25 protein-coding genes are annotated in these 25,333 nt (G+C 59.5%); 14 read left to right on the top strand and 11 right to left on the bottom strand.

From position 1 onward, the window contains the following. Positions 1-3: 3 nt before the first annotated feature. Genes V8J84_RS05920 through V8J84_RS05930 form a run of 3 tightly spaced genes read left to right on the top strand, consistent with a single transcriptional unit; the run spans position 4 to position 2,344 of the window. The gene (locus tag V8J84_RS05920) at positions 4-1,386 is read left to right on the top strand and encodes a DUF6638 family protein (RefSeq protein WP_339928952.1); all 1,383 of its coding nucleotides are present in this window, start codon (positions 4-6) and stop codon (positions 1,384-1,386) included. A gap of 2 nt (positions 1,387-1,388) precedes the next feature. Next, positions 1,389-1,655 (top strand): hypothetical protein, encoded by a 267-nt coding sequence (locus V8J84_RS05925; protein ID WP_339928954.1) that lies wholly within the window; start codon positions 1,389-1,391, stop codon positions 1,653-1,655. Positions 1,656-1,663: 8 nt separating this feature from the next. After that, on the top strand, positions 1,664-2,344 hold the full coding sequence (locus V8J84_RS05930; protein WP_339928956.1) for a DUF1523 family protein: 681 nt from the start codon (positions 1,664-1,666) through the stop codon (positions 2,342-2,344). 94 nt (positions 2,345-2,438) lie between these two features. Here V8J84_RS05930 and V8J84_RS05935 read toward each other — a convergent pair whose 3' ends face one another. The 3 genes from V8J84_RS05935 to V8J84_RS05945 all read right to left on the bottom strand — a co-directional run bounded on the left by V8J84_RS05935 (position 2,439) and on the right by V8J84_RS05945 (position 6,659). Continuing rightward, positions 2,439-4,739: an aldehyde dehydrogenase family protein gene (locus V8J84_RS05935; protein ID WP_339928958.1), complete on the bottom strand. Its 2,301-nt coding sequence runs from the start codon at positions 4,737-4,739 to the stop codon at positions 2,439-2,441. Between the two features lie 4 nt (positions 4,740-4,743). Next, complete coding sequence (gene deoC / locus V8J84_RS05940) at positions 4,744-5,667, bottom strand: deoxyribose-phosphate aldolase (RefSeq protein WP_339929103.1); 924 nt, start codon at positions 5,665-5,667, stop codon at positions 4,744-4,746. Positions 5,668-5,816: 149 nt separating this feature from the next. After that, the gene (locus V8J84_RS05945) at positions 5,817-6,659 is read right to left on the bottom strand and encodes a helix-turn-helix transcriptional regulator (protein WP_339928960.1); all 843 of its coding nucleotides are present in this window, start codon (positions 6,657-6,659) and stop codon (positions 5,817-5,819) included. Between the two features lie 108 nt (positions 6,660-6,767). Between V8J84_RS05945 and rpe the strand changes: the two genes are divergently transcribed. The 3 genes from rpe (at position 6,768) to V8J84_RS05960 (ending at position 9,271) form a co-directional block, all read left to right on the top strand. Next, on the top strand, positions 6,768-7,448 hold the full coding sequence (gene rpe, locus V8J84_RS05950) for a ribulose-phosphate 3-epimerase (RefSeq protein ID WP_339928962.1): 681 nt from the start codon (positions 6,768-6,770) through the stop codon (positions 7,446-7,448). Between the two features lie 201 nt (positions 7,449-7,649). Further along, positions 7,650-8,339 carry a response regulator transcription factor gene (locus V8J84_RS05955; RefSeq protein ID WP_339928964.1) on the top strand — a complete coding sequence of 230 codons (690 nt, stop codon included), beginning with the start codon at positions 7,650-7,652 and terminating at the stop codon, positions 8,337-8,339. After that, the gene (locus tag V8J84_RS05960; RefSeq protein WP_339928966.1) at positions 8,324-9,271 is read left to right on the top strand and encodes a HAMP domain-containing sensor histidine kinase; all 948 of its coding nucleotides are present in this window, start codon (positions 8,324-8,326) and stop codon (positions 9,269-9,271) included. Before V8J84_RS05955 ends, V8J84_RS05960 begins: the two co-directional genes overlap by 16 nt. On the opposite strand, the gene V8J84_RS05965 is transcribed toward V8J84_RS05960, so the two are convergent. From V8J84_RS05965 to neuC, 3 genes are read right to left on the bottom strand one after another with little or no spacing between them, the layout of a single operon-like run. Further along, positions 9,249-10,553 carry a 3-deoxy-D-manno-octulosonic acid transferase gene (locus V8J84_RS05965; protein WP_339928968.1) on the bottom strand — a complete coding sequence of 435 codons (1,305 nt, stop codon included), beginning with the start codon at positions 10,551-10,553 and terminating at the stop codon, positions 9,249-9,251. The two genes, V8J84_RS05960 and V8J84_RS05965, sit on opposite strands and share 23 nt — an antisense overlap. Continuing rightward, a complete protein-coding gene (locus V8J84_RS05970) occupies positions 10,546-11,799 on the bottom strand; it encodes a 3-deoxy-D-manno-octulosonic acid transferase (RefSeq protein WP_339928970.1) in 1,254 nt (417 codons plus the stop codon). Before V8J84_RS05970 ends, V8J84_RS05965 begins: the two co-directional genes overlap by 8 nt. Further along, positions 11,786-12,907, bottom strand: a complete 1,122-nt coding sequence (gene neuC / locus V8J84_RS05975) for a UDP-N-acetylglucosamine 2-epimerase (protein ID WP_339928972.1) — start codon at positions 12,905-12,907, stop codon at positions 11,786-11,788. Before neuC ends, V8J84_RS05970 begins: the two co-directional genes overlap by 14 nt. A 79-nt stretch (positions 12,908-12,986) precedes the next feature. Here neuC and V8J84_RS05980 point away from each other — a divergent pair, with 79 nt between their 5' ends. After that, positions 12,987-13,952 (top strand): glycosyltransferase family 8 protein, encoded by a 966-nt coding sequence (locus tag V8J84_RS05980; protein ID WP_339928974.1) that lies wholly within the window; start codon positions 12,987-12,989, stop codon positions 13,950-13,952. Here the strand turns inward: V8J84_RS05980 and V8J84_RS05985 are convergent. Both V8J84_RS05985 and V8J84_RS05990 read right to left on the bottom strand, forming a co-directional pair. Then, positions 13,949-14,719 carry a glycosyltransferase family 25 protein gene (locus V8J84_RS05985; protein ID WP_339928976.1) on the bottom strand — a complete coding sequence of 257 codons (771 nt, stop codon included), beginning with the start codon at positions 14,717-14,719 and terminating at the stop codon, positions 13,949-13,951. The two genes, V8J84_RS05980 and V8J84_RS05985, sit on opposite strands and share 4 nt — an antisense overlap. Then, positions 14,716-15,744, bottom strand: coding sequence for an N-acetylneuraminate synthase family protein (locus V8J84_RS05990; protein ID WP_339928978.1), 1,029 nt, complete (start codon positions 15,742-15,744; stop codon positions 14,716-14,718). Before V8J84_RS05990 ends, V8J84_RS05985 begins: the two co-directional genes overlap by 4 nt. 107 nt (positions 15,745-15,851) lie before the next feature. Between V8J84_RS05990 and V8J84_RS05995 the strand changes: the two genes are divergently transcribed. Next, entirely contained in the window at positions 15,852-16,556 is a 705-nt protein-coding gene (locus V8J84_RS05995) for a tyrosine-protein phosphatase (RefSeq protein ID WP_339928980.1), read from the top strand. A 3-nt stretch (positions 16,557-16,559) separates the two neighbouring features. Here the strand turns inward: V8J84_RS05995 and V8J84_RS06000 are convergent, their stop codons facing one another. Continuing rightward, positions 16,560-17,255 carry an acylneuraminate cytidylyltransferase family protein gene (locus V8J84_RS06000; protein WP_339928982.1) on the bottom strand — a complete coding sequence of 232 codons (696 nt, stop codon included), beginning with the start codon at positions 17,253-17,255 and terminating at the stop codon, positions 16,560-16,562. Beyond that, positions 17,252-18,517 carry an NAD(P)/FAD-dependent oxidoreductase gene (locus tag V8J84_RS06005; protein WP_339928984.1) on the bottom strand — a complete coding sequence of 422 codons (1,266 nt, stop codon included), beginning with the start codon at positions 18,515-18,517 and terminating at the stop codon, positions 17,252-17,254. The genes V8J84_RS06000 and V8J84_RS06005 overlap by 4 nt, the downstream gene beginning before the upstream one ends. Before the next feature lie 171 nt (positions 18,518-18,688). Between V8J84_RS06005 and V8J84_RS06010 the strand changes: the two genes are divergently transcribed. Next, positions 18,689-19,594, top strand: a complete 906-nt coding sequence (locus V8J84_RS06010; protein ID WP_339928986.1) for a lipid A-modifier LpxR family protein — start codon at positions 18,689-18,691, stop codon at positions 19,592-19,594. Positions 19,595-19,709: 115 nt separating this feature from the next. Next, on the top strand, positions 19,710-20,783 hold the full coding sequence (locus V8J84_RS06015; protein WP_339928988.1) for a Hint domain-containing protein: 1,074 nt from the start codon (positions 19,710-19,712) through the stop codon (positions 20,781-20,783). On the opposite strand, the gene V8J84_RS06020 is transcribed toward V8J84_RS06015, so the two are convergent. After that, complete coding sequence (locus tag V8J84_RS06020) at positions 20,780-21,178, bottom strand: rhodanese-like domain-containing protein (RefSeq protein WP_339928990.1); 399 nt, start codon at positions 21,176-21,178, stop codon at positions 20,780-20,782. The genes V8J84_RS06015 and V8J84_RS06020 overlap by 4 nt on opposite strands. 161 nt (positions 21,179-21,339) lie before the next feature. Between V8J84_RS06020 and V8J84_RS06025 the strand changes: the two genes are divergently transcribed. From V8J84_RS06025 to V8J84_RS06040, 4 genes are all read left to right on the top strand, one after another. Next, on the top strand, positions 21,340-22,767 hold the full coding sequence (locus V8J84_RS06025; protein ID WP_339928992.1) for a circularly permuted type 2 ATP-grasp protein: 1,428 nt from the start codon (positions 21,340-21,342) through the stop codon (positions 22,765-22,767). A 3-nt stretch (positions 22,768-22,770) separates the two neighbouring features. Beyond that, on the top strand, positions 22,771-23,712 hold the full coding sequence (locus V8J84_RS06030) for an alpha-E domain-containing protein (RefSeq protein WP_339928994.1): 942 nt from the start codon (positions 22,771-22,773) through the stop codon (positions 23,710-23,712). Between the two features lie 3 nt (positions 23,713-23,715). Next, the gene (locus V8J84_RS06035; protein ID WP_339928996.1) at positions 23,716-24,516 is read left to right on the top strand and encodes a transglutaminase family protein; all 801 of its coding nucleotides are present in this window, start codon (positions 23,716-23,718) and stop codon (positions 24,514-24,516) included. Positions 24,517-24,579: 63 nt separating this feature from the next. Next, positions 24,580-25,323: a proteasome-type protease gene (locus tag V8J84_RS06040; RefSeq protein ID WP_339928998.1), complete on the top strand. Its 744-nt coding sequence runs from the start codon at positions 24,580-24,582 to the stop codon at positions 25,321-25,323. Positions 25,324-25,333: the final 10 nt, after the last annotated feature.

The raw sequence follows: 25,333 nt of genomic DNA on the forward strand, positions 1-25,333 counted from the left end.
CCAATGCACAGACTGATCGAAAAAGGCCTGATGTTCGGCAATCTGATCCGGGTGGACAGTCCGGTGCTGGTGGATCGCTATAACCGCGCGTTGCAGCATCTGACGGGCAAAACGACGTCCCTGACCGAATTTCATATCGATATCTCGGGCCACAGCCCCGAGGTTGGCCATGATCTGGGCGATGATAACTACCTCAACCAGACGGGTGTGAACCGGCAATTCATTTTGCTGACCACCGATCAGGAAACCGCGCCGCTTTTGAATATGAAATTCTCGACCTCGCGGGGGATCATCAAGCAGTTCATCGCCGATAACCGTGCCCAGCTTTTTGCGCTGACTGCGCGGGATGCCGTGGCGGGCGAGCTGGTGAATTCGGTCTATGCAGCGGATCGCGCCGACAGGCTGTTTGATATCCGCCGCATCACGGTTGAGGCTGACACCACTGACGGCACCGTCGCAACGGCTGCTGAATTGGGCCGGATGATCGACCGTTTTAAATCGGAAAAAGATGCGTGGTTTGACGATGTTCTGATCAGTCAGATGATCGGGCTGGCCAAAGACACGGGCGATGTGACGCGCAACCCTGTGAACCTGTCACGGATGGAGTTTACACAAGACAACTTCTGGACGGCCCATTTCGGCGGCATCTACGTGTTCCGCAATGTGGAAAAACCCGCAGCCATTCTGGCAGGCGATCCGGAAAAGGTTGGCGACCTGCCGATCGAGGCGGTTTATGCGCTTGCCGACCGCACCAAGATTGCCAAGTTCCTGCAAGACAATGATCTTGTTGAACCCATCGTCGAAGCGCGGGGCATCGATGCGGCAGCGATCCTGCATCAAAAGATGGATTTCGTGGTGGCCGAAGTGGCCGCCACCATGGGCGATGATCTGCGCGGCGCCACACGGCGCGATCTGCGCACGCTGGGGCGGCGCTATGCCGCGCTGTTGCCCGAAGCTTGGCAAGGGCTGGCGGCATTGGCGCGCTGGGCCGAAGAGGATGGTCCGTGGCCCACCATCACGTCAGAGCATCCCGCCTATTTCTATACGTTGCGTGCCAAGGACCATGCCGATGCAGATCTGGTGAACATGCTGCTCGCGGAACTGTCGCCGCTGGATATTCGCCAGCTGTTTATCTGTCATAAAGAAGCGTTTTACGCAGCCTACATGACCTGGCCGGACCAGAAACGCGACTACGTCGCCGATTTTCTGCACCGCGAATATCAAGTGGACAAGGCAGGCACGCGTGCCGCACTCTTTGGACACGAAGAACCAATGGCCGAACCGGAACCCGCTTCAAGCCCATGGGGCCGCCAATCGGGATCTGTTGACACGCGCGCTGACCTGATCGAACGGGTCGGTCCGTGGGGCGCAGTGGGAAGGAGATAGGTATGGGATTTGTCAGACTGGTCGTTTTCGGCTTTATCGCACTGGGTGTCGTTTACCTGTCGATCTCGCTGTATTCCCGCTCTGTGCGGCGCGAAAAGCTGGAGAACGCCTATGACGAGGCTCCGGTTGAGGGCATGACCCGTGCCGAATACGTGGCCAAGGGTATCAAGGAATACAACGCCAGTTTCCGGCCCAAACTGATTGCCCTTGTCTTTGTGATCCCGCCTGCGATTGTGGCGACGATTGTCTACATCACCAACGCGAATTGAGGTCCAATATGCAACGTATCGGTTTGTTTTTGCGTCTGTTTGTCCTGCTGATCTTTGGTCTGATGCTGCACTATGTGCTGCCGCAGCACGATGTGGTGCGGATCACGTCCACCGAAGTGATCCGGCAGGATTTCACGGCCTTCAACCGCATCTTTTATGCGCAGGCCGACAGCGGCACAGCCGAACAGCCAACGCGTGATTTACGCCTGATCTATACCGAAAAGAAACGCACGTTCCTACTTGGGTTTGTCCAGCGCGACAGCGAAGGCGTGATGGTTTACCGCAACGAGGATACCGGCTGGATTTGGCCGCCGTATTTCAAGTTCGACAGCTCTGACCTTCAGGCCGAGGCAGCGAATGCCGCGCGTGGTGACAGTTGGGCGGTCCTGACGCACTACGGCTGGCGGGTGCGCTGGGCGTCGATCTATCCCAATGCGATTGCCATCCGCGAGGTGGACGGCCCCGATGTGCGCGTCATCCCGTGGTTCAACATCTTCTTTTTCGGCTTTCTGATGATCGCCATCGTGTTTCTGCGGGCTATGTGGGCACAGTTTCGCGAACGGTCCGTCGATCCAATGCTGGACAGTGCGGGCGACCAGCTTGACGTGGTGCAGGCGGGCGTTGCCGAACGGCGCGGACGTGTACGCCGCTGGCTGAACACATGGCGCGCTAAGGACAAGCGGAAGTAGCTTGACCGAACGGACGGCTGCGCCGACGCGATTTTGTGGTGGATGAGGGGCGCTGCCCCTCAAACTCCCCGAAGTATTTGCATCCAAAAGAAGCCTATTCGCCGTAAGGGATCCAGACGTTTTTGACCTCGGTCGCGGCGTGCAGGGTTTCTTTCAGTGTCGGGTTCTGGGTGACCCACGTCCGCTTGAGATTGCCCGCGCTTTCACGCTCAATCGTTTCGGCCAAGTCACGTGGCGAGAACGACCAGACGGCGTCCAGATCGAGGTGTTTAGCGATGTCACTGGCGAGCGCTGCTGGATCGCCTGTGATGATATTCACCACGCCTGCAGGCACGTCGGAGGTTTCCAGAATCTGATAAAAGTCCGTAGCGGCCAGCGGAAACGCATGGCTGGCAACCAGCGTGATCCGGTTGCCCATGGCGATGGCGGGGGCCATGGCTTGCACCAAACCCAGCAGCGGTGTGTCGTCGCACAGGGCTGCGATTTTGCCCACTGGTTCTTTCATCGCCAAGGCCACGCCACGGATCGGGACACCGTGCACTTGACCATCGAATTTGTCTGCCCACGCCGCCGCGCTGAACAGCGTTTGAATGGCCGCGTCCACCTCGGCGGTGCCGGATTTGCCGGTCATGGATTTGATGCGTGCGGCAAATTCATCTGCCCGCGCATTCAGGTTTTCGGCAATGTAGTAGATGATCTGCGCGCGCAGGTGGCCGGTTGTCTTGGCCCAGCCTTTGGCCGCGTTCATTGCCTCAACCGCGTTGCGGATATCCTTGCGGTTGGCGTCGCTCACGTGGCCCAGAAGCTTGCCGCGCGGGTTGAAGACGGGTGTAGAATAGCCGCCATCGGGACGCGCTTGTTTGCCGCCAATGTAAAGCTTGGCAGTGCGATCCAGCGGGTCGGCAGGCGTGCCGTCTTCGCTGGTGTAAGGCGCGATTGGCTTGGCGGGCTTTTGCGCTGCTTTTGGCTTGGTGTAGCCTTGCAGACCTTCCCAGCCACCTTCGCGACCAAAGCCGCTCTCGCGCACACCGCCAAAACCTGCGGCTGCGTCCATCATGTTCGTGCCGTTGACCCAGACGATACCGCTGACCAGCTTGGGCGCGATATCCAGCGCGAGATTGATGTTTTCGGACCACACGGAGGCAGCCAGGCCGTAACGGGTATTGTTGGCGATCTCGACCGCTTCCGCAGGGGTACGGAACGTGGTGGAGACAAGGACCGGACCAAAGATTTCCTCCTGCATCAGTGTCGATGCAGGGGAGAGGCCAGTGATCAATGTAGGCGGGTAGAAGCAGCCCTCGGGTGCGGCGGTCTGGAAGTTGTCACCTTCGGTATTGTCGCCGACCATCTGCTTGATCTGGTCCAGCTGCACGGGGTCCACGATTGCGCCCACGTCGATGCACTTGTCCAGCGGATTGCCCATGCGCAGGGTGTTCATGCGGGTTTTCAGCTTGGCGTAAAAGCGGTCCGCGACGCCTTCGTGCACCAGCAAGCGGGAGCCTGCGCAGCAGACCTGACCCTGATTGAACCAGATTGCGTCCACGAGGCCTTCGACAGCCGAATCAAGATCAGCGTCGTCGAAAACGATGTAAGGGGACTTGCCACCCAGTTCGAGCGACAGGGCCTTGCCGGATCCAGCGGTTTGCTGGCGGATGATGCGGCCCACGGCGGTGGAGCCTGTGAAGGCGATTTTGTCCACGTCTGCCGCCACCAAAGCGGCCCCCGTTTCGCCGTCGCCTGTCACGATATTGACCACACCGGGCGGCACGCCAGCGGCGGTGCAAATCTCGCAAAACACCATGGCGGAGAGCGATGTGTATTCGGCGGGTTTCAGCACGACCGTGTTGCCCATCGCCAAGGCAGGCGCGATCTTCCACGCCAGCATGAGCAGCGGAAAGTTCCACGGGATGATCTGACCGCACACGCCCAATGCCTCGCGGTCGGGCAGTTCGTCGGACATAAGCTGGGCGTATCCAGCGTGGTGATAGAAATGCCGGATCGCCAGCGGCACGTCGATGTCGCGCGCCTCGCGGATGGGTTTGCCGTTATCAAGCGTTTCCATCACGGCCAGCAGGCGGCTGTGCTTTTGCATCTGGCGGGCGATGGCGTAAAGCACACGTGCGCGCTTGTGGTGGTCCTTCGCCCACGCAGACTGGGCTTTGCGGGCGGCTTTGACGGCGGTCGCAACTTCGGCCTCGGTGCCTTTGGTCACACCAGCGAGGCGTTCGCCCGTTGCCGGGTTGGTTGAGGGGAAATCATCGCGCAGCGGTCCGAATTTGCCGTCGATGTAGTGGCCCGCGATGCCGCCCTTATCGGCGATCCATTGCAGCGCCTCTGCAGCGCTTTCGGGTGCCGGACCGTAGTCCATCGTCTCGAAAATCTCTTTGACTGTCATGTTCTTATCCAATCGGGTGACGCCACTGGGCGGAGTAGGCGCCAGTCACGTGATGTTCGAGTTGCCGTTCAATATCGCCCAGCAGCGAGGACGCGCCAAAGCGGAAGAGGTCGGGTTGCAGCCAGCGGTCACCAAGTTCGTCCTTGATCATTGCCAGATATACCAGCGCGTCCTTGGCCTTGGAAATCCCGCCAGCGGGTTTGTAGCCGACCATCGTGCCGGTGCGGTCCTGATAGGCGCGGATGGCGCGGATCATGGTCAGCGTGACGGGCAGGGTCGCGTTCACAGGCTCTTTGCCGGTCGATGTTTTGATGAAATCGGCACCGGCCATCATGCAAACGAGCGACGCGCGGGCGACGTTGCGCAGCGTGCCAAGCTCTCCGGTTGCGAGGATCGCTTTGACGTGGGCATCGCCGCAGGCCTCGCGCATTTCGCGCATCTCGTCGTAAAGCGCCTGCCAGTTGCCTGTCAGGGCGTGGCGGCGGCTGATCACGATGTCGATTTCTTTGGCACCAGCGGCCACGCTTTCGCGAATTTCCTGCAGGCGCAGGTGGAATGGCGACAAACCGGCTGGGAAGCCTGTGGACACGGCGGCAACGGGAATGTTGGTGCCGTCGAGGGCTGCGACAGCGGTTTCGACCATGTCGTGATAGACGCAGACCGCACCCGTTGTCAGACCTTCCATGTCCAGCTTTTCAAGGATCGCGGGGGATACTGGCTGGCGTGCTTTTGCGCAAAGGCGGCGCACGCGGGCCTCGGTGTCATCGCCGGACAATGTGGTCAGGTCCATCAGGCTGATCGCTTTGCACAGCCATGCGGCCTGATAGTCTTTCTTCACCGAACGGCGGCCCGGCAGCGTGGCCGCGCGGCGTTCGATGGCGGATGTATTGGCCTGCACGGAGGCGACCCAATCCAGATCAAGCGGCATGCCGTCGTTTCGTGGCAGATGCACTTGCGGCAATTGTGCTGCCTGCGTGGCGGTGGTGGTGGCTGTTGGCAAAGCGGTGCCCTCCTTGGTCACGCGAGAGCGTGTCACTTTGCATCTGTCTTGGCAAGGTTTGACCAAATGGTCAAATGTTATTCAGGCTGCGCGACGTTGCGTTGTTTCGCGCTGCGGAATTGCGCGGGGGACTGGCCGTGAAAGGCGCGGAACTGTTTGTGGAAATGCGACAGGTTCGGAATACCGATCTCTTCGGCGATATCAGCCAGCGTGTCGCTGCTCCCAATCAGAGCGCGGGCGGCGTGGGTCATGCGGATGGCATTAATATAGGTCGCGGGCGTTGTGCCACCGTAGCGTTTAAGGGTCCGTGTCACATGCGCATGGGCACGCCCTGTCTGCGCCACCAATCCCGCCGCGCCTTGCCGGAAAACGCGTGGATCGCGGGCGGCAATGCAGGCGTGTCGCAGCCAGTCGGGTGCATCATGTGGCAGTCCGGTGTCCTCGATCAGCGCCGTGCAGAGCGGCAGCAGAAAAGCGGTTGTGTGCAGCGTATCAGCGGGGGAGCCTTCGAATGAGATGGCGGCACGGTTAAGTGCGGCCAGCGCCAGACTGTCGCGCTGCTGGATGATGGGACGATCGGTGTCGGCCCAAAACGCACTGCCCTGAAGGGTTTCGTGTGCCGCACCAAGCTGCGCCACTAGTGCGGGGTGTATTGTCACCGTCACGATCATCGCAGCCTCGCCGCTGCCTTGTAGGGCGTGAGTATGCTGGGGCTGGACGAAGACCACAGCGCCTTCTTTCAGTGTCTCGGACCCATCTGCCGTGTGGTGCCGCACCGTGCCATTTTGCACCCAGAAAACTTCAAAGAAATCATGGTCGTGCAGCGCTTTGGGCCGCTTGTTGGTCAGCATGACGCGGCTGATCTGGGCCATGGCATCGCCTTGCAGAATATCTTTGTGGCAAAGCCTCAGCTGCGTCATCGGTGGGATGTTGTCCAAAAAGCCAGTTCCTGTGAGCGCAAACAAAGGTGACAAACCCACGCCCCAAGGCTATGCCCCGCTCAAGCAAATGACCAGAGGGCTGCCGCCATGACATTCGACCGTTCCATCAAAATTGCGCCGTCCATTCTGGCGTCAGACTTTGCCAATTTCGGGGCCGAGATCGAGGCCGTCGAGGCGCAGGGCGCGGATTGGATCCACGTCGATGTGATGGACGGGCATTTTGTGCCCGCGCTGACCTTTGGCGCGCAGACCTGCAAGGCGATCCGCCCGCATATCACGACGGTGATGGACGTGCATCTGATGATCTCTCCGGTCGATCAGTATCTGGAAGGCTTTGCCGATGCGGGTGCTGACGTGATTACTGCCCATGTTGAGGCTGGTCCGCACATTCACCGTACGCTGCAAAACATCCGCAGTCTGGGCTGCAAGGCCGGTGTTGCGCTGAACCCCGGCACTCCGGCAAGTGCTGTGGCCGATGTGCTTGATATGGTCGATCTGGTCTGTGTCATGACCGTGAACCCCGGTTTTGGCGGTCAAAAGTTTATCGATATGACCGCCAAGGTCCGCAGTCTGCGCGACATGATCGGTGATCGCCCTATCCATATCGAAATCGACGGCGGTGTTGATCCAACGACGGCGCCACTGGTTGCGGCGGCAGGGGCCGATGTGCTCGTCGCAGGCTCTGCCGTGTTCCGTGGCGGATCGGTTCAGAACCCTGCGCCATATGGCGAAAACATGAAGGCCATCCGCGCCGCGATTGCCGGTTAAGGCTTTCTGCACAAAAACTGCACAAACATGCAGGCGGGCCTGCGCAACCGTTTTGGCATCTGTCATCTCAACAAAAGGAGTGGGACAGATGAAAAACCTTGTGATCCGTGGCGTACCAGAGAGTTTACGTAAAGACGGCTGGTGGCTTGATTGCGCACCCGCCCCGCGCATACCTTCACCCCAACCAAAAGGGGCAAAGGCATGAGCCACCATATTCTGATCGCAGACGATGACCCGCAAATTCGCGATATTTTGCGGATTGGCCTTGTGCAGGCAGGCTTTGGCGTGACAGAAGTTGGCGACGGGCAAGCTGCGGTCGACGAGGTCCGCCGCGCAATGCCCGACATGATCATCCTTGATATCGGCATGCCCGAAATGGACGGGCTTGATGTGTGCCGTGCCGTCCGCCGCGACAGCGATGTGCCGATCCTTTTCCTGACGGCACAGGGAGACGAGATTGACCGTGTGGTCGGGCTTGAACTGGGTGCTGACGACTATGTGGCCAAGCCGTTTTCACCCCGCGAACTGGTTGCGCGGGTGCGCGCTATTCTCAAACGCACGGCACCTGGCACAGTCACGACAAAGGCGCTCCGGCGCGGTGTTCTGACGCTTGACCCTGATCGCCATGCTTGCCTGATTGCCGATGAACCGGTGACACTGACCGCCCGCGAGATGGACCTGCTATCCAAACTGATGCAGCGGCCCGAACATGTGATGTCACGTCCGCAGCTGGTTGACGCGATCTATGGCACGAACATTCACGTCAGCGACCGCACAATGGACAGCCACCTGCGCAATTTGCGGGCCAAGCTGTCTCAGGCAGGCTGTGTCGATGCGATTGAAACGGTGCATGGCGTCGGCATCCGGATGGGCGCATGCAAGGCGGCATAACACGCAAATGGCGCCCGCCGCTGGCGCTGGTGCTGGCCTGCACGATTGGCGTTGTGCTATGCCTGCCTGTCGCCGGGATTGTCGCGGTGCGGTATCTTTTCCCCGTCATCGGCTACCAAGAGGCTGTCATCGTGGTCAGCCTCTGTGTGGTTGTGATTGCAGCCTACGTCGGTTGGGTATTGTGGCGCATTTTGCTGCGCCCGATCAGTGCGCTGGCCCAGCACGCCGATCAGGTGCGCGCGGGGCAGGGCGGAACGGGTGCGCTGGATCATTACGGCACACGCGAAATGCGTGGGCTTGGTGGCGCGATCCTGCAAATGAGCGATGCACTGCAAACCCGCGAAACGGTGCTGCGCACCTACGCCGATCACGTCACCCACGAACTGAAATCGCCGCTGACGGTGATCCGCGGTGCCGCCGAACTGCTGTCAGATGGCGACCTGCCGGATGTCGAACGCGCCAAGCTGCTGTCACGCGTCAATGATGCCGTGGCCCGCATTTCAGCACTGCTTGACGCGCAAAGGGCGTTGGCCAAGGCGCAAGACCTGATGCCGGACGGCGAATGCAGGCTGTCCGATCTGGCTTTGCCAGCCGTTGCAACCGTGGCCGAGGATGGCACGATCCCGCTTTCGGCTGATCTGGCGACTACGGTTTTGACGCATCTGATTGTGAACGCAGAGGAACACGGCGCGACACGGGTGACACTGGGTATCACCGGTGACACGCTTTCGGTGGCGGACAATGGCAGCGGTATTTCCGCAGGCAATCGCGCCCGCATCTTTGATCCCTACTTCACCACAAGGCGAGAGGGCGGCGGCACCGGTATGGGGCTGGCAATTGTTGAGCGGCTTCTGGCAGCCAAAGGCGCGCGCATCACGCTGGATGATGCGCCGCAGACCGTATTCCGGATCAGTTTTTCGCAGGCACCGTAGCTGTCGCGACCTTGATCGCCTGATAGGTCCGGTCAACAGCGCCTTCCTGCGTGGCGAAAAAACTGCTGACAGTGTGCGCCGAGGGTGTCTTGCCGCTGCGCAGATATTGGGTCAGCGCGTCCGCATCATCCACCTGCGCGGCTGCACCAGCGGCCAATGCCTCGACAAATGGAAACTCGATGGTCCATGTGTGCGGGCCGCACACCACCGGCTTGGACAGCGCGAGCGGCTCCGAGATGTTATGTGCGCCCTTTGGGACAAAGCTGCCGCCTATGACCGCCTGATCACACAGGGCAAGATAGAAATACATCTCACCCATGCTGTCACCAAGAAGGACATCGGCATCAATGATCGTCGCTGCGCCAAGGTCGGCAGGCAGGTCGGTGCTGCGACGTTTCACCTTCAATCCCGCATCGGTGAGGCGGATATATGTCTCGTCAAAACGCTCCGGTGCGCGTGGCACGTAAATAAATAGCGGCGCATCGGGGCCTTGCAGGGCAGCGATCATCGGGATGAAAGTCTCATCCTCGCCAGCGACCACGCTGGTGATCGTGATCGTGCGCCGTGCGATTGTCTTTTTCAGCGCCTCACCCGCCAGCACGTGATCGCGCGGAATGGCCTGATCAAAGCGCAGTTCACCGGTGACGTGAATATTGCGCATCCCCGCTTCGGCAAAACGGTCGCGCTGCAGGTCTGATTTGACGAAACCGCCCGCAAAACCGGCCATCAGATCAAACCGCCATCGCGAGCGTTGCCTGTCACGCTCAAAGGACTTGCGCGGATATTGTGCGTTGCAGACGCAAAGCGGGATGCCGTGTTTATGGGCCGCACGGATCATCGTGGGCCAGATTTCGATCTCCATGACCAGCCCGTATTTGGGGCGAAAGGCTTGGAAAAATCGAACAAAGCACCATTGAAATTCGAGCGGTATCCAGACCGCTTGCAGCCGTCCGTCAGCAATCTCTTTGGCAAAGGACCTCTGCGCTTCGCGGCGTCCGGTCGGGGTGAAATGGGTGGTGACAACCATCTCCCCGTCGTCAAGCAAGAGCCGGATCAACGGCACAGCCGAGCGTAGCTCGCCCAAGGACACGCCATGCACCCAGATCGCATCGCGCAGATGGCTGTCGTAGCTGCCGAACCGTTCGCCAAGATGGGCGCTGTAAAGCGGATCTTTGCGGCCACGCCACCACAGGTAAGCCAGCGCAAATGGCAGGATAATCACCCAGAGAAGCGTGTAGAGCGGATAAAACCAACGCAGGCGGCGTGTCGGGAATTCAGTCATCTGCGGCACATGTCAAGGCCAGCAAGTCCGCTGCAATCGCTGCGACGTTGGCATGATAGGTCTGCAATACCTCAAGCGCGTTGACCCTGTTTGCGGTCAGGTCAGCGCAAAGATAGGCCGCCAGTGATTTGGCAGATGTGACGGAAATCGCGGCATGTTCGCGGTCCAACCGCGCATAGTCGTTTGTGAAATTGGCAGTACGAGGACCATGCAATACGGCAGTGTTCAGGGCAATCGCCTCCCACGGGTTATGCCCCTCGGTGTCGTCATGCGTGCCCCCGATCAGCGCGCAATGGGTGATGCGATAAAAAAGGCCCAGCTCACCAGTTGTATCGGCCAGCCACAGCGACTGGTCGGGGCGAGGCACATCGCCGTCAGACCAGCGCGGCGTGTCTGGTGGCAGATCAAGTACGCGATCAACATGGCGGGGCGATATGATTAACAGCGCATCCGGTCGCCGCTCCAGCACCATTTTGTGGGCTTCACGTGCAATCGCTTCGTCTGCCGGATGGGACGGCGCTGTGATCCAGACAAACCGCCGCCCGACAGCAGATTGCACCTTTTCCAGATCGTCCGGATTGCACAGCAACGGCGGGGCGGTAGGTTTCAGGCTGCCGCGCACCTGCACATCTGTTGCACCCAGATCAGTCAGATGATCGCGCGTCGCTTCATCTTGCGCGTCGATCAGTGCCATGCGGTCATAGACTGCCCGATAAAGCTTTTCCGCGCGTTTGCGTTTTTGATGTGATGCTGCGTCCATCCGTGCGGCCACAATCGCCTGTGGAATAGCGCGGTCTGCAACGGCCACGGCCATGGCGGGCCACAAATCCTGATCGGTCCAGACGCAAAGGTCGGGCTTCCAGTGGTCCAGAAACCGCGCGCAATAGGATGGTGCGTCGAGCGGCAGGAATTGATGCAGGGTGCGCGGCGGCAAGTTGGCCGCGATAGCTTGCGCGCCTTTGGCTGTGGTCGATGTCACCAGAAAGGACGCATCGGGTGCGAAGTCTGCCATCTGCGTGATCAAACCGCGCAGGGCCAGCACCTCGCCCAATCCGACCGCATGCAGCCAGATCAGCGTCCCATCAGGACGCGCCTTGGATGGTTTGGCCATTTTCTCGCGCCAGCGATCAGGGAGTTCTTTGCCCTTGGCTTTCCTGCGCCGCAACACCAAAGGCGCGATGAGGGGGATGGCGCGCGCCGCTTGCAAATAGGTGCGCAGGCCAAGCGACAGATCAGTCTGCGTCATGGAACGACTTTTGCAGTGATCCGCCCCAGAAGGACGCATCTTGCAGAATGGCCGCAAACCGTTCGGCTGCTGATCCAGCGCCAAATCCTGTATCGGGCGCCGCTGATTGGCCCCACTGCGATTTGAGGAATGCGGCGATGGCCTCCGCGTCGCTGGCTTGCGCTGCATGGATGGATACGGCCTTGCCACGATTGGATTGCCGTGTCCCGATATCCAGTGACGGCAGGCCCACAAACGGTGCCTCGCGCACGCCCGCCGACGAATTGCCGACCATGCAAGCCGCGTTCTTCATCAGTTCGGAAAAATGCGCAAACCGCATGGAGGGCAGCACGCGGAACCTGTCGGCTGGCAGCGTCTCGATCTGCGCAAAGATGCCGTCCGACCCCGGATCATTGTTGGGCGCGATAACGACGAACGATCTGCCTGACGCCTTGAGCGCGTCAAAAAGGTCCTTGGCCTGCTGGCCCATGGTGTCACGTTCGGACGTGACAGGATGAAAAACGCAGATGCCAAATTCATCAAACGGAATGTCGTACCGCGCACGCACGTCATCCATCGTCACGCCAGAGGGCCGCGCGTGGAAATCAAGCTCGGGCGAGCCGATGACATGCACCGTTGCGGCATCCTCGCCCAGCGCCATCACCCGTTTGGCAGCATCGTCAGAACTGACAAAATGATGGCTGCACAGTTTGGAATTACAGTGGCGGTAAACTTCGTCAATCGTGCCGGACACTTCGCCCCCTTCGATATGGGCAGAGCGGATGTAGTTGGTCGCACAGACCAGCGCGGCGGCCAGTGCCTCGACCCGGTCACCGTGGATCACCACCAGATCGGGCTGCGCCTCTTTCACGTAATCGGAAAATCCGGTGACGGTCTTGGCAAGGATCGTGTCCTGCGGATCACCGATACGCTGGTTCAGAAACTCGAACACGGACACGCCCGGAAGGCGGTGCACTTCGATTTTCGTCAGGCCATAACGCGCCAGCATATGCATGCCGGTCACAAAGAAAGACACATCGTGGCCTGCATCCCGCGCAGCAATCGCAAGCGGTTCCAGTTTGCCAAAGTCGGCGCGGGTGCCGGTGACGAATAGAATGGATTTGGGCATGTGGCCGCATCAACCTTCGTTGTCTTTGGCAATGGTCATAAGACATGCTAGGCGCAGACAAAAGCAAAGAGGTTGAGCCGTGACGATTTCCGTGCTGTCCCAGACCCGCGCCGCCACACATCGTCAGGCTGTCGTCCTGTGCTGTGATGCGAAATATCTGCCCTATGCCGCGCTGACATTGCACACGCTGGTGCAGCGCAACCCGGATCGCGCGTTTGATCTTTGTATCACGTCGCTTGACGCGCTGGTGCTGCCACCGGTGCTGCAAGACATGGGCGTGCGGTTCTGCCAGATTGATGTGGGCGACGCCTTTGCTGGCCTGCCGGTGAATGACCGGTTTTCAATCGCGGCCTATCTGCGGCTGGCTTTGCCCGATGCGCTGGGCGGGGATTACGATCGTATTCTCTATCTTGATTGCGATATCATTGTGGCTGGCGATGAGCTTGGCGCTGTGTTTGATCTGCCGCTTGGTGATCGTCCCGTTGCCGCAGTATCCGACAGCGTGAAGTGGAAGCGGCCCGGTAAGCCGACAAAGGATCAGGCGGCGCTGGGCGTCACGGGGCCGTATTTCAATTCCGGCGTGATGCTGATCGACTGTGCGGCTTTCGAGGCGCAGGAGGTGCGCGCGGCCTGCATCCGTATCGCGGGCGATCATGATCCGGCAAAAATCCATTTTGACCAGACGCTGCTAAATCTCGCCTTGGCTGACAATTGGATCGCACTTCATCCAGCGTGGAACTGGCAATGGGCCATTGTGCGCCCGATGTTTGAACACGTGATCGACACGCAGATCGTGCATTTTATCGGCGTGGTAAAACCTTGGGCCGATCACAAGGGTGAGTTGCCAGCCCGCTATCGCGCGACAGCTGTCCGGTTCCTTCGCACGCATTTCCCTGATGTTGCTGTAGCCAATCCGGCACCTGATATGTCGCGCCGCGGCTTTGTTGGTTGGTTCATCCAGCATATCGCCAAAGCAGGCGACTTCGCAGCGCTCATGGCCCATCACGGGGCGGATATCATGCAGGTGAAACGGCCCAAGCCCTAGCCGCGTCTGCCGGGCCACATGCCGTTGCGGGCGAGATAGAAGAACCTGCGGAAATAATTGGCGGCCTTCAGGCGATAGTGCGGCAAACGCTTGTACCACTTGAACTTTTCGACCAGCGCAAAGCCCGTGCCAGTGATCGAGCTGTCACCTCCATCGTCGGGGTGGCTTGAGAACGGCTCAAGCCCCATCTGCCGGAAATCGTGCCGGAAAAAGCGGTTCAATTCGTGGTCAAACGCGCGGGTCTGCGGCCAGATGTTTGGCAGGATGCGCTGCGCTACGTCCCGTTTCAGCAAATAGGCCGCATTGCCGGTGAACGGTCCGATATAGGCATTCAGATCATAGCGCCCCAGTTTGGCCTGCCGGACGGGCAGTTTTGCGCGGATGCAGTTGAACCGGATCGTGTCCCACTTTTCGGCATTGGCAAGCGCGACATCAAGGCTTTCTAGAAAATCATCGTGGAATACCACGTCGTCCTCAAGGATTAGCGCAACGTCGTGGTCAGAGGCCAGAAACGCCTCCCACACAGCGACGTGGCTCGCATAACAACCCATTTTTCCAGGGATCAGCGGGCTGCCCATGTTGCGGGCGTAAGCGTCGGCATCGGCGCGCTTGGATAACTCGTCGATATGATCCTTGCCGTAAATCGCGGCAAAGCGGGTATAAGGCAGGCCCAGCCCGTCAAGCTGCGCTTCCATTGCAGCACGCCTGTCCGTGTCACGGTCCAGATTGATCAGCAAGACGCCTATGTCCGCGCGCGTCAGCGTCATTTCAGATCGGACCACTTCAGCTGCGTGTTGCGCGTGACAGCCCGTGTCAGCGTTTTGCCAACCACTTTGTCAAACTCATAGCCCGCAATTTCGCCCGAACCGGGGCGGCGGGCCCAGATGTCGGCCTCTGTGATCACATGCCCGTCTGGCAGATCACGATCAGCCACGACAGATGCGCGGGCAAACGCATAGACGGGTCCCTCGGCATCCGTGCGGGCTTTCGGGTTGTGCAGGGCTGTGTGAATCTCGCGGCTGCGATCAATGATGTGGCGCAGCTCTGACGGGTCCATCGAGTTGATGATATCCGGCCCCACGCGGTAACGTGTGTCGGTATAGTGCCGCTCAAGGATACACGCCCCAAGCGCCACGGACGCCAGCGCCATCTCCGGCCCGATGGAGTGGTCCGAGAAGCCGACGACTGCATTCGGAAACGCGTTTTTCAAGTCTGTCACGCCCTGCAACGACACGATCTCTGGCGGGGATGGATAGAGGTTTGTACATTCCATCAACGCATAGTCCACACCTGCGTCCTCAAGAATTTGCACCGACGCGCGGATCGTCTCAATCGTTTGCATACCCGTGGACATGATCACCGGCTTGCCCTTGCGCGCGATGTGCCGGATGAGCGGCAGGTTATCAGCTTCGCCCGATCCGATCTTGTAGGCGGGCACGTCGAGTGTTTCCAGAAAATCGGCGGCAGCCCGCGAAAACGGCGTTGAAATCCAGATGATGCCAAGGCTTTCGGTATAGCGCTTCAGCTCGGCCTCATCCTCAAGCGACAGGGCGCAGCGTTCCATCACCTCCCAGATCGACACATCGGCATTGGGCGGGAAAATCTGTTTGGCCTCGTCGGTCATCTCGTCAGAGATGATATGCGTCTGGTGCTTGATCATCTCGCAGCCCGCACCAGCAGCAAGGCGGACCATCTCTTTGGCAACGGCCAGATCGCCGCCATGGTTGATCCCGATCTCTGCGATGACCAGCGGCGGCTCTTTCGGCCCGATTTTGCGACCTGCGATTTCCATGACGTGCCCCTTATTGCGGTTTGGTTCGGGTTTAGGGGGTTTCCGACGCAGGGGCAAACGCTTGGGCTTTGTTGTCAGCGGGCGGGTGATGGACTAAGTGCCTGCAAATGCTGCGCGGGTTCTACAATCGATTCAAACAATGGGAGCGGGATTACCGCCACTCCTTTGGTAATGATATTTCCACACCGGCCGAACGGGCGCGGTCTTGGCGGCATTACCTGTGGGTCGATCATGGCATTCTGCGATACTGGTGGCGCAACTTTGAAGAAATTGCACCCGGTGTCTACCGGTCTAACCACCCGCATCATGCACGGTTCGAGGCCTATCGCGACATAGGGATCAAATCGGTCCTGAACCTGCGCGGGCCGGGCAATCGGGCGCATTACCTGTTCGAGGTGGAAAGCCTGAAATCGCTGGGCATGGCGCTGCACGTGGTGCCTATGGGCGCACGGGTCGTGCCCACCCGCGAGACATTGCAAGAACTGTTCGCGGCCTTTGATACGATTGAAAAGCCGTTCCTGATGCACTGCAAATCGGGCGCGGACCGCACTGGAATTGCGTCTGCTTTTTACCTGTTGGACAAACATAACGTCAGTGATGCCGAGGCGCGCAAACACCTGAGCTTTCGCTACATCCACATCCGCAAATCCAAGACGGGTATTCTGGACTTTGTGTTGAACGCCTATCTCGCACGGCGTGCCGAAACCGGCATTGCGCTGCGCGATTGGGTGGCAACTGAATATGATAGCGCGGCTGTCTATGCAGATTACAAGTCACGCAGGCAGGCTGAAAAGATCTGGCAGGGCTGGTAGGCGCTACAGCCCCAGTTTTTGCGCCATCAGCACTTTCACCACTTCGAAATCTGTCGGGCTGTCGATGTCATGGCCGCGATCCGCATCAACTTCGCAGGCGATGACGCGCCCTTCAAACAGACTGGCGGACCGTTTCAGGTAATCGGGGGCCACCACATAGGTGCCAGTTGCGTGTTGATAAACCTTGGGCGCCGCTTGCCGTGCCACGACACCGCCGGGCAGGGGTTTGGACACGTGCAGAGCGCCTGTCTCATCGGGTTCCAGCAAATTGAAATAGGGGTTCACCCGCGCCTCGCACACGCACATGACCATATCCGGCGACTGATCGGCAAAAAGCGCCAGTGCAGCGTCGATATCCTCCTGTGCGCGGAGCGGCGACGTGCAATCAAGGTCCAGAAACGCGGTGGCAGGACCGACCTGCTTTTCAACCTCGGTCAGTGCGTGCTGCCAGACTCCCCATTTGCCAGCCGCATCGGTCGCAAGATGCGCTGGCCGCAAGCCGATATCCAGCCCGCCGCGCTTGATCCCGTGCCCGTAGATTTGCGGGTCGTCGGACGAGACAACAAAATGATCGATCTGCCGCGCCGCAATCAGTTGATCCAGCGACCAGTCAATCAGCGGTTTGCCATGCAGGTCTTTGAAGTTCTTGCCCGGCACGCCTTTGCTGCCGCCGCGTGCGCCGATGTGTCCGATAATCATGATATTGCATCCTTTGATGATCTGCGCCCGCTGCGATCAGGGCTGTAGGCACCCAGATCGGTGTTTGGTGCGCGCCCAGCGACCAGTTGTGCCAGCCAACGGCCTGTTTTCGGGCCAGCGGTCAGCCCGATATGTTGGTGGCCATAGCCCAACAGAACATTGGCGGCCTTGGGCGCGTGGCCGATCACTGGCAAGCTGTCGGATGTGCTGGGCCTGTGTCCCATCCACGTGTCGATCCGGTCGTATGTCATGTTGGGGAATGTCGCAGCCACCTGCCTGCGCAGCAGATCAAATGGTGCGTCGGAAGGGCCAGCTTGCGTACCTCCAAACTCGACCACACCGGCAGCCCGCAAACGGCCCGGCATCGGGTTCAGCGCGAATTTGCCAGCTGCGTGCATGACCGTGCCGTTCAGCTTCACATCGGCGTTGACATACTCCAGATGATAGCCGCGTTCGGTATCAAACGGCACGGTGATGCCCAGCTTTTGCGCCAGCGCGCCTGACCACGCGCCAAGCGTGACGATGTATTGTTCCGCGGTCAGCGTCGCACCATCCGCGACAAGACCGTCGCAGTAACCGTCGCGCAGCATGACATCGGTTATGTTGGCCTGTTTCAGCGTTCCGCCAGCGGCGACAAACGCATCTGCAAGGGCCGTCACATACGCGCCCGGATCAGTGATACGTCCGTGGTTCAGCATCCGCACACCGTACCCGAATTGCCCTGCCAAAGCGGGTTCAGCCGCGGCGACCTCTTGGGCGGTCATCTCCGCGAATGGCACACCATGGGCGCGCCGGACGGACCAGCCAAAGCTGTCTTTCTCAAAGGCCTTTTTATCGGCGTACCCGTAAATCCAGTCATCTTGCGTGATGAAATCCGCAGCCGGCGTGCCTGCCGCCAACGCTTTATGTTGGTCAACAGCGTCATGCAGCAAGGTGTGTAAATCGCCCGCGATAGCCTTGGCCGCTTGACCGTTGCGCAGAAACGGGATCAGGAAACGGGCCAGCTTGGGCAGATAGGACCAGCGCAGAAACAACGGCTCGTCACGGTCCAGCAGCATCCGTGGCGCCTTGCGCAGCAGGCCCGGCACCGCAACAGGCACAATCGCGCCAGAGGCCAGCACACCCGCATTGCCATAAGACGCCGCCGCCGCTGGTCCGACCTTGTCGATCAGAGAAACATCAAAGCCGTCGCGCTGCAGATAAAGCGCTGTCGACACTCCGACGATCCCCGCACCCGCGACCAGAATTCTTTGCGTTGCCATCACCCACCTGCCTTGCGGTCAGATGACCTGTTTTGCCCCGCAACCGCAAGCAGGGTGTGACATTTCCTGAACGGCTACACGATATATCAACGCCACGGCTGCAAAGCTGTAGCGGCAAACGCGGTGCAGGATTAATCATGGCCGTGACACGTTGTTGCAAAGGGGACCTTCATGCGCGCCTTGTTCATGGCTTTGGGCCTTTCGGCCGTGATGGCCGCACCTGCCTTTGCGCAAGGGCGGGATCATCTGGGCGACAGCAGCATGTTCACCAACGATTTTCTCGGTGATCGCGGTGACCGCTGGCGCACGGGCAGTTTCACCTATTCGCATGTGCGCGGATCGGGCCCTTATACGGCGGCACCACGGGCCTTTGGCGATATTCTTGAGTTCCGCTTGCGCACTGACATCTTCGCACCATCAGGCGGTTCGGATTTTCCCGGCGACAGGCCCTATGCGGGTGCCGTGTCGCTTGGGGTCTTGACCCATTGGCAAGAGAATGACCGCCTTTACACCTTCGGCGCAGAGGTGACGGCGATCGGCCCGCAAACCGGCCTGTCCGACATTCAGCGCGATTTCCATGACCGTTACAGCCTGCCGCAGCCGCCTTTTGTCGATCAGCAACTGGGTGATGCGTTTGCGTTGAACTTGCACGCTGAAACCGCGACCAAAGTGCATGTGTCGGATCGTCTGTCAGCGCGGAACTTTCTGTCCCTTGATGCGGGGGCAGAGACACTTGTGCGCATCGGCAGCGATCTGCGCTTTAGCGGTTTTGGCCACAATGATCTGATGTTGCGCGACGTGGTGACTGGTCATTTGCACAGCGCAACCGAGCATGCGGGCACAGGCTGGGCGCTGACCGCAGGGGCCGATATGGCCCATGTCGTCGACAGCATCTTTCTGCCCGCAGATCGTGTCGCGGGTCTTGAGGACATGCGGTTTCGCGCACGCGGCGGGGTGGAATACAAATTCTCGCCCAGTGCCGCCGTCTTCTATGGCGCGACATACCTCAGCCCCGAATTTGAAGGTCAGCCCGAAGGGCAGGTCGTGGGGTCACTGCGGCTTAATTTCAACTTCTGACGATCTTTCCGGCTGCACCGCTTGACTGTGCTTGATCGGAAGACGGCTTTGCCACTAAGCTGGCGTCAATAACGCTGCGCACCAATGACGCGGCAACTTGAGGCAGAGGTGAGGCATGAAGGCGGGCTTTCGCGGCACGTTCGTCATTGCATGGTCACAGACAGAACTGGACGGGCAACGCTCCGGTCCATTGCGTGACCTTGCGGCTGGCGGAAACTGGCGCTGGACAGGCGAGGCTGTGCGCGTGGACGGCCCGGCAGGTGTTCTGCCACTCGGAGTGGCCAAGGGCGAGGCTGATATACGCCGCCGTGCCGCACAAAGTGTGCGCCGCCTGCTACGGGCTGTGGATGCGGATGCATCTGCCTTGGATCAGCCTGAACCGGTTGATCCGTTGTTTTCACAGAACTTCACCGTGACCGATGGCCTGCGGATCTGGGTTGTGACGCTTGTGGGCATGGGGGCAGGGCGCAAACCGCTGCTCATGTTTGCGGGCGATATCCCGCCCCGCGCAACCGATCTGTGGATCGTGCGGGTGGATGCATCAGCGTCGCTCTTGCGCGAGCCAGATGCCGCCCCCGGCGGTGTGATCTGCTTTACCCCCGGCACCATGATCCTGACGCCGGACGGTCCGCGCGATGTTGCCAGCTTGCTTGAGGGTGATCTGGTCCAAACGCAAGACAACGGCGCCGCCGAAATCCTGTGGCTGGGGCAAAAGCAGTTGTCTGGTGCGCGATTGCGGGCGGTGCCTGATCTGGCCCCGGTGCGTTTGCGGGCCGGTGCGCTGGATCGGGATGTGCCGGATGCAGGCCTCTTGGTGTCGCCGGATCATCGTGTGGTGCTGCGTGGCCCAAAGGCGCGCACCTTGTTTAACCATGACGAAGTGCTGGTCGCCGCGCGCGATCTGGTCAATGACCGGACCATTATGCGCGATCACAGCCGCCGTCAGGTCACCTATATTCACATGATGTTGCCGCGCCACGAGATCGTTTTCGCAAATGGCGTCGCCACCGAAAGCTTCCATCCCGCAAGTGCGGCTTTGGCCAGTTTGCAACCCGATGAGCAGGACAGGCTATTGCGCCGGATGCCCGATTTGCGTGGCGATCCGCAGGCCTATGGCGGCTTTGCGCGACCCATGCTGGGCGCAAGCGACGCGGCGATCCTGCAACACGGGCAGGGGCGTATCCGCTAGGATTTGGTCGGCACCGGCACGATCGGTCCGCCTGCCTTTTCCCAACTGCCAAACCCGTCTTTGAGGTGTGACGCGGCAAATCCCATGTCCTGCAACGTGGCCACGGTCAGCGCCGACCGCCAGCCAGAGGCGCAGTGAAACAGGAATGTCTTGTCTTCTCCAAAGATCGGTTTGAAATACGGGCTTTCGGGATCGACCCAGAATTCCACCATCCCGCGCGGACAGTGAAACGCGCCGGGGATCGTGCCGGTCCGGTCGCGCTCTCGTGGGTCGCGCAGGTCGACAATGACCACATCAGGATCGTCCACCATCGCAATCGCGTCCGCTGTTGCGACTTCTGTGATACGGGCGCGGGCGCTGGCCACCATCGCGGCGGCGCTGGTTTTAAGTGGCATGTGACGCTCCTTTGCTGATGTGCGTTCAGGCTACGGTGCACCGTGCGCAAACTGTGTGCAAGTCGGGCGTTGTGATCGTATTTTGTGCTTTCACGACAGGCGTTTAGTCTGGAAGAATTCAATCGCGTTGCAATTCAGCACAGACCCGTTACGGTCAGTGAATGAACAAACAAACTCAATTTTTCGACGAAATGTTCGGCATGTCGGATCATCCGCGCCCACCATTTTCAGACTATCACGCCTGGTTTCAAAACGAAGACGTGGCCCGCCTGCGCAGCAAGTCAGAACAGGCCGAGGCGCTGTTCCGGCTGACAGGCATCACCTTTAATGTTTACGGAGAGGCGGACGCCGCAGAGCGATTGATCCCCTTTGATCTGATCCCGCGGATTATCACCGCGCGCGAATGGACCAAGCTGTCGGCTGGCATCGAACAGCGTGTCCGTGCGCTGAACGCGTTCCTCTATGACATTTATCACCGGCAAGAAATCATCCGCGCAGGCATTGTCCCCGCCGAAATGATCGCCAAGAACGATGCGTTCTTGCAGCAGATGATCGGCGTGTCACCGCCCGGTGGCATCTACACCCATATCACCGGCACGGACCTTGTGCGCACCGGAGAGGACGAGTTTTTCGTGCTTGAGGATAACGCCCGCACACCTTCCGGCGTGTCCTACATGCTGGAAAATCGTGAAACGATGCTGCACATGTTCCCCGAACTCTTTTCGGACATCAAAGTGCGCGGCGTGTCGAACTATCCGCGCGAATTGCGCCGCTCGCTGGCTGCCTGTGCGCCGCCTGCTTGTGACGGTAAGGCGACTGTGGCCGTCCTCACACCCGGCATCCACAATTCCGCCTATTACGAGCACGCTTTTCTGGCTGACCAGATGGGTGTCGAACTGGTCGAGGGCAGCGATCTACGCGTCGTTGACGGGCGGATCGGCATGCGAACCACGCGCGGGTACAAGGCGATCGATGTGCTTTACCGCCGCGTCGATGACGATTACCTTGATCCGCTGAATTTCAATCCCGACAGCATGTTGGGCGTGCCTGGCATCATGGATGTTTATCGCGCAGGCGGCATCACGATTGCCAATGCGCCGGGCACCGGAATTGCCGACGACAAGGCGATCTATTCCTACATGCCCGACATCGTGAAGTTCTACACCGGCGAAGAGGCGACACTGAAAAATGTGCCGACCCACCGGTGTTCAGACCCTGACGCATTGAAATACGTGCTGGATAATCTGGCCGATCTGGTCGTGAAGGAAGTGCACGGATCGGGCGGCTATGGCATGTTGGTTGGTCCTGCGGCCAGCAAGAAGGAAATCGCGGATTTCCGCGCCAAACTGGTGGCCAAGCCCGACGGCTATATCGCGCAACCGACACTCGCGCTGTCCACAGTGCCCATCCTGACCAAGGCGGGTCTGGCCCCGCGCCACGTTGATCTGCGCCCCTTCGCGCTTTTCTCGCCCAAGGGTGTGAACATCACGCCGGGCGGTCTGACGCGCGTTGCGCTGACCGAAGGATCGCTTGTCGTCAATTCCAGTCAGGGAGGCGGCACCAAGGACACTTGGGTGCTGGAGGATTAAGCCATGTTAGGAAAAACAGCAGGCGGCCTTTACTGGATGATGCGCTACATGGAGCGGACCGAGAACACCGCGCGGATGATTGACGCGGGTTTGCGGATTTCACTCACGCGTAGCTCGCAAGCCGATAGCGAATGGTCCTCGATCCTGAAAGTGACGGGGCAGGCGCCGGGATATCACGCCACCTATGACAAACTGCGCGGGCGCGATGTGTGCGACTTTATGCTGCGCGACCGCAACAACCCAAGCAGTGTGATCTGCGCCGTCGAAGCCGCGCGGATGAATGCGAAACTGGTGCGCACTGCCCTGACCCGAGAGGTGTGGGAAGCGGTCAACGAATGTTGGATGACACTTGATGCGCTGTCCAAGCAAACAATTGCACCCGCCGACCTGCCAGAGGTGCTGCAAATCGTAAGACAACGTGCGGCTTACGTGCGTGGCGCGTTGCACGGATCAATGCTGCGCAATGACAACTATAACTTTGCCCGTATCGGCACATTTTACGAACGCGCTGACAGCGTGGCACGGATTTTGGACGCGAAATATCATATCCTGTTGCCATCCGTGGCCCACGTGGGGTCAATCTCGGACAATATGCAGTGGGAGGCGATCTTGCGCGCCAACTCGGCCACGCGGGCCTATCAGACCCTGCACGAGGGCGACTATGACCCGCGCGACATTGCGCAGTTCCTGATCCTTGACCGCCGCCTGCCACGCAGCCTCGCGTTTTGCTATAACAAGATCGCTGACAACATGCGCCATCTTGAGCAGGACTACGGCGAACGCATGCCATGCCATGACACGGCCCACGAGATTTGCGACACCTTCATGGGCCAATCGATTGAACAGATATTTGAACAAGGCCTGCACGAGTTCATCACGGCGTTCTTGCAAGCAAGCTTCAATCTGGGTGTGCAGATCGAACGCGATTACAGGTTTGTGGAGTAGAATATGCGTCTGAACATCCGGCACCAAACTGTCTATTCCTATGACCAACCGGTCAGCTATGCGCTGCAACAACTGCGTCTGCGGCCAAAGTCCCGCGCGGGGCAGGAGATTGTGAACTGGGCTGTCACTGTTGACGGCGGCAAACATGAACTGGCCTTTGAGGACGAACACGCCAACGCCGTCGATTTGGTCAGCGTCGTTCCCGGTGGCACACAGATCACCGTGACCTGCGAGGGTATCGTCGATGTCGAAAACAAGGCGGGGGTCGTGGGCAAGCAGGGCGGGCACGTGCCGCTCTGGCTGTTTCGGCGCACAACGCCGCTGACCGCTGCGGGGCGGGGTATCAGTAAGCTGGTCGTGCCATTCGAGGGGCGCGACCCCGATCTGCAATGTCTGCACGATTTGTCAGACCAAATCCGCGGGCAAATCCCGTTTTCAACAGATCAGACTGAATCCGATCTGGGCGCAGAAGATGTGATCGCGGCAGGCCACGGTGTCTGTCAGGACCATGCCCATGTGTTTATCGCCGCCGCACGCGCACTTGGCTGTCCCGCGCGATACGTCAGCGGCTATCTGATGATGAACGACCGGATTGATCAAACCGCAACGCACGCATGGGCAGAGGCGCATCTGCCCGAACTGGGCTGGGTCGGGTTTGATGTGTCAAATGGCTATTCCCCCGATGATCGCTACGTGCGGGTTGCCACCGGCTTGGATTACAATCAGGCCGCACCAATATCGGGGATGCGATTTGGTCAGGGAAATGAAAAACTGCACGTTGAATTGCAGGTCCAGCAGCAGTAGGTCTGTCTAAGGCGGAGCGCCCGGGAATGACCCCGCAGGCGTCCGCGTAGGATCAAAAACAAAATGACATATTGTGTAGGCATGCGCCTGAACACAGGGCTGGTATTCATGTCGGACACGCGCACGAACGCGGGTCTGGATAATATCGCCACCGCCAAGAAAATGCACACTTGGGAAATCCCTGGGGATCGCGTCATCACCATGATGACCGCAGGTAATCTGGCCACAACGCAAGCTGTGATCGGTCTACTGGATGAACGCACAAAAGCACGCGAAGACCGTGATCCGTCGATCCTGACCGTGCCATCCATGTTCCAGATCGCACGCGAAGTGGGCGAGACACTTAAAGAGGTGATCAACGCCAACGCAGACGGCGGGCAGGATGCCTCAGCCTTTGGCGCGACCATTCTTCTGGGTGGTCAGATCGCAGGCAGTCCACCACGGCTGTTTATGATCTACCCCGAGGGCAACTTCATCGAAGCCAGCGACGACAATCCGTTTTTCCAGATCGGCGAGGCCAAATACGGCAAGCCGATCCTTGTGCGGGCCTATGACCCCGAGATGGGTTTTGAAGAGGCGATCAAACTGCTGCTGGTCAGCTTTGACAGCACGATCAAATCCAACCTGTCCGTGGGCCTGCCGCTTGATTATGTAACTTACGAACGCGATAAATTCGTGATTGGCCGACAGGGCCGGATCACAGATGATGATCCATATTATCTGACCGTTTCCAACGGCTGGGGAGAGGCGCTGCGCATGGCATTTGGCCAGTTGCCGGACTTCTCTTTTCCCAAACAAACGGACTGACCATTGACGA

Origin of the sequence: Yoonia sp. 208BN28-4 (assembly GCF_037543925.1) — a bacterium.
Taxonomy (GTDB): domain Bacteria; phylum Pseudomonadota; class Alphaproteobacteria; order Rhodobacterales; family Rhodobacteraceae; genus Yoonia.

What these genes read in the sequence shown, in the direction of transcription:
- V8J84_RS06000 (WP_339928982.1), bottom strand. Translation starts at nt 17,255, where the DNA reads ATGATTATCGGACACATCGGCGCACGCGGCGGCAGCAAAGGCGTGCCG.
- V8J84_RS06025 (WP_339928992.1), top strand. Translation starts at nt 21,340, where the DNA reads ATGAACAAACAAACTCAATTTTTCGACGAAATGTTCGGCATGTCGGAT.
- V8J84_RS05920 (WP_339928952.1), top strand. Translation starts at nt 4, where the DNA reads ATGCACAGACTGATCGAAAAAGGCCTGATGTTCGGCAATCTGATCCGG.
- V8J84_RS05925 (WP_339928954.1), top strand. Translation starts at nt 1,389, where the DNA reads ATGGGATTTGTCAGACTGGTCGTTTTCGGCTTTATCGCACTGGGTGTC.
- V8J84_RS05935 (WP_339928958.1), bottom strand. Translation starts at nt 4,739, where the DNA reads ATGACAGTCAAAGAGATTTTCGAGACGATGGACTACGGTCCGGCACCC.
- V8J84_RS06020 (WP_339928990.1), bottom strand. Translation starts at nt 21,178, where the DNA reads ATGCCACTTAAAACCAGCGCCGCCGCGATGGTGGCCAGCGCCCGCGCC.
- V8J84_RS06005 (WP_339928984.1), bottom strand. Translation starts at nt 18,517, where the DNA reads ATGGCAACGCAAAGAATTCTGGTCGCGGGTGCGGGGATCGTCGGAGTG.
- V8J84_RS05970 (WP_339928970.1), bottom strand. Translation starts at nt 11,799, where the DNA reads ATGACGCAGACTGATCTGTCGCTTGGCCTGCGCACCTATTTGCAAGCG.
- V8J84_RS06030 (WP_339928994.1), top strand. Translation starts at nt 22,771, where the DNA reads ATGTTAGGAAAAACAGCAGGCGGCCTTTACTGGATGATGCGCTACATG.
- V8J84_RS05955 (WP_339928964.1), top strand. Translation starts at nt 7,650, where the DNA reads ATGAGCCACCATATTCTGATCGCAGACGATGACCCGCAAATTCGCGAT.
- V8J84_RS06035 (WP_339928996.1), top strand. Translation starts at nt 23,716, where the DNA reads ATGCGTCTGAACATCCGGCACCAAACTGTCTATTCCTATGACCAACCG.
- V8J84_RS05985 (WP_339928976.1), bottom strand. Translation starts at nt 14,719, where the DNA reads ATGACGCTGACGCGCGCGGACATAGGCGTCTTGCTGATCAATCTGGAC.
- rpe (WP_339928962.1), top strand. Translation starts at nt 6,768, where the DNA reads ATGACATTCGACCGTTCCATCAAAATTGCGCCGTCCATTCTGGCGTCA.
- V8J84_RS05945 (WP_339928960.1), bottom strand. Translation starts at nt 6,659, where the DNA reads ATGACGCAGCTGAGGCTTTGCCACAAAGATATTCTGCAAGGCGATGCC.
- V8J84_RS05990 (WP_339928978.1), bottom strand. Translation starts at nt 15,744, where the DNA reads ATGGAAATCGCAGGTCGCAAAATCGGGCCGAAAGAGCCGCCGCTGGTC.
- V8J84_RS05960 (WP_339928966.1), top strand. Translation starts at nt 8,324, where the DNA reads ATGCAAGGCGGCATAACACGCAAATGGCGCCCGCCGCTGGCGCTGGTG.
- V8J84_RS05930 (WP_339928956.1), top strand. Translation starts at nt 1,664, where the DNA reads ATGCAACGTATCGGTTTGTTTTTGCGTCTGTTTGTCCTGCTGATCTTT.
- V8J84_RS05995 (WP_339928980.1), top strand. Translation starts at nt 15,852, where the DNA reads ATGCTGCGCGGGTTCTACAATCGATTCAAACAATGGGAGCGGGATTAC.
- V8J84_RS06040 (WP_339928998.1), top strand. Translation starts at nt 24,580, where the DNA reads ATGACATATTGTGTAGGCATGCGCCTGAACACAGGGCTGGTATTCATG.
- neuC (WP_339928972.1), bottom strand. Translation starts at nt 12,907, where the DNA reads ATGCCCAAATCCATTCTATTCGTCACCGGCACCCGCGCCGACTTTGGC.
- V8J84_RS06015 (WP_339928988.1), top strand. Translation starts at nt 19,710, where the DNA reads ATGAAGGCGGGCTTTCGCGGCACGTTCGTCATTGCATGGTCACAGACA.
- V8J84_RS06010 (WP_339928986.1), top strand. Translation starts at nt 18,689, where the DNA reads ATGCGCGCCTTGTTCATGGCTTTGGGCCTTTCGGCCGTGATGGCCGCA.
- deoC (WP_339929103.1), bottom strand. Translation starts at nt 5,667, where the DNA reads ATGCCGCTTGATCTGGATTGGGTCGCCTCCGTGCAGGCCAATACATCC.
- V8J84_RS05965 (WP_339928968.1), bottom strand. Translation starts at nt 10,553, where the DNA reads ATGACTGAATTCCCGACACGCCGCCTGCGTTGGTTTTATCCGCTCTAC.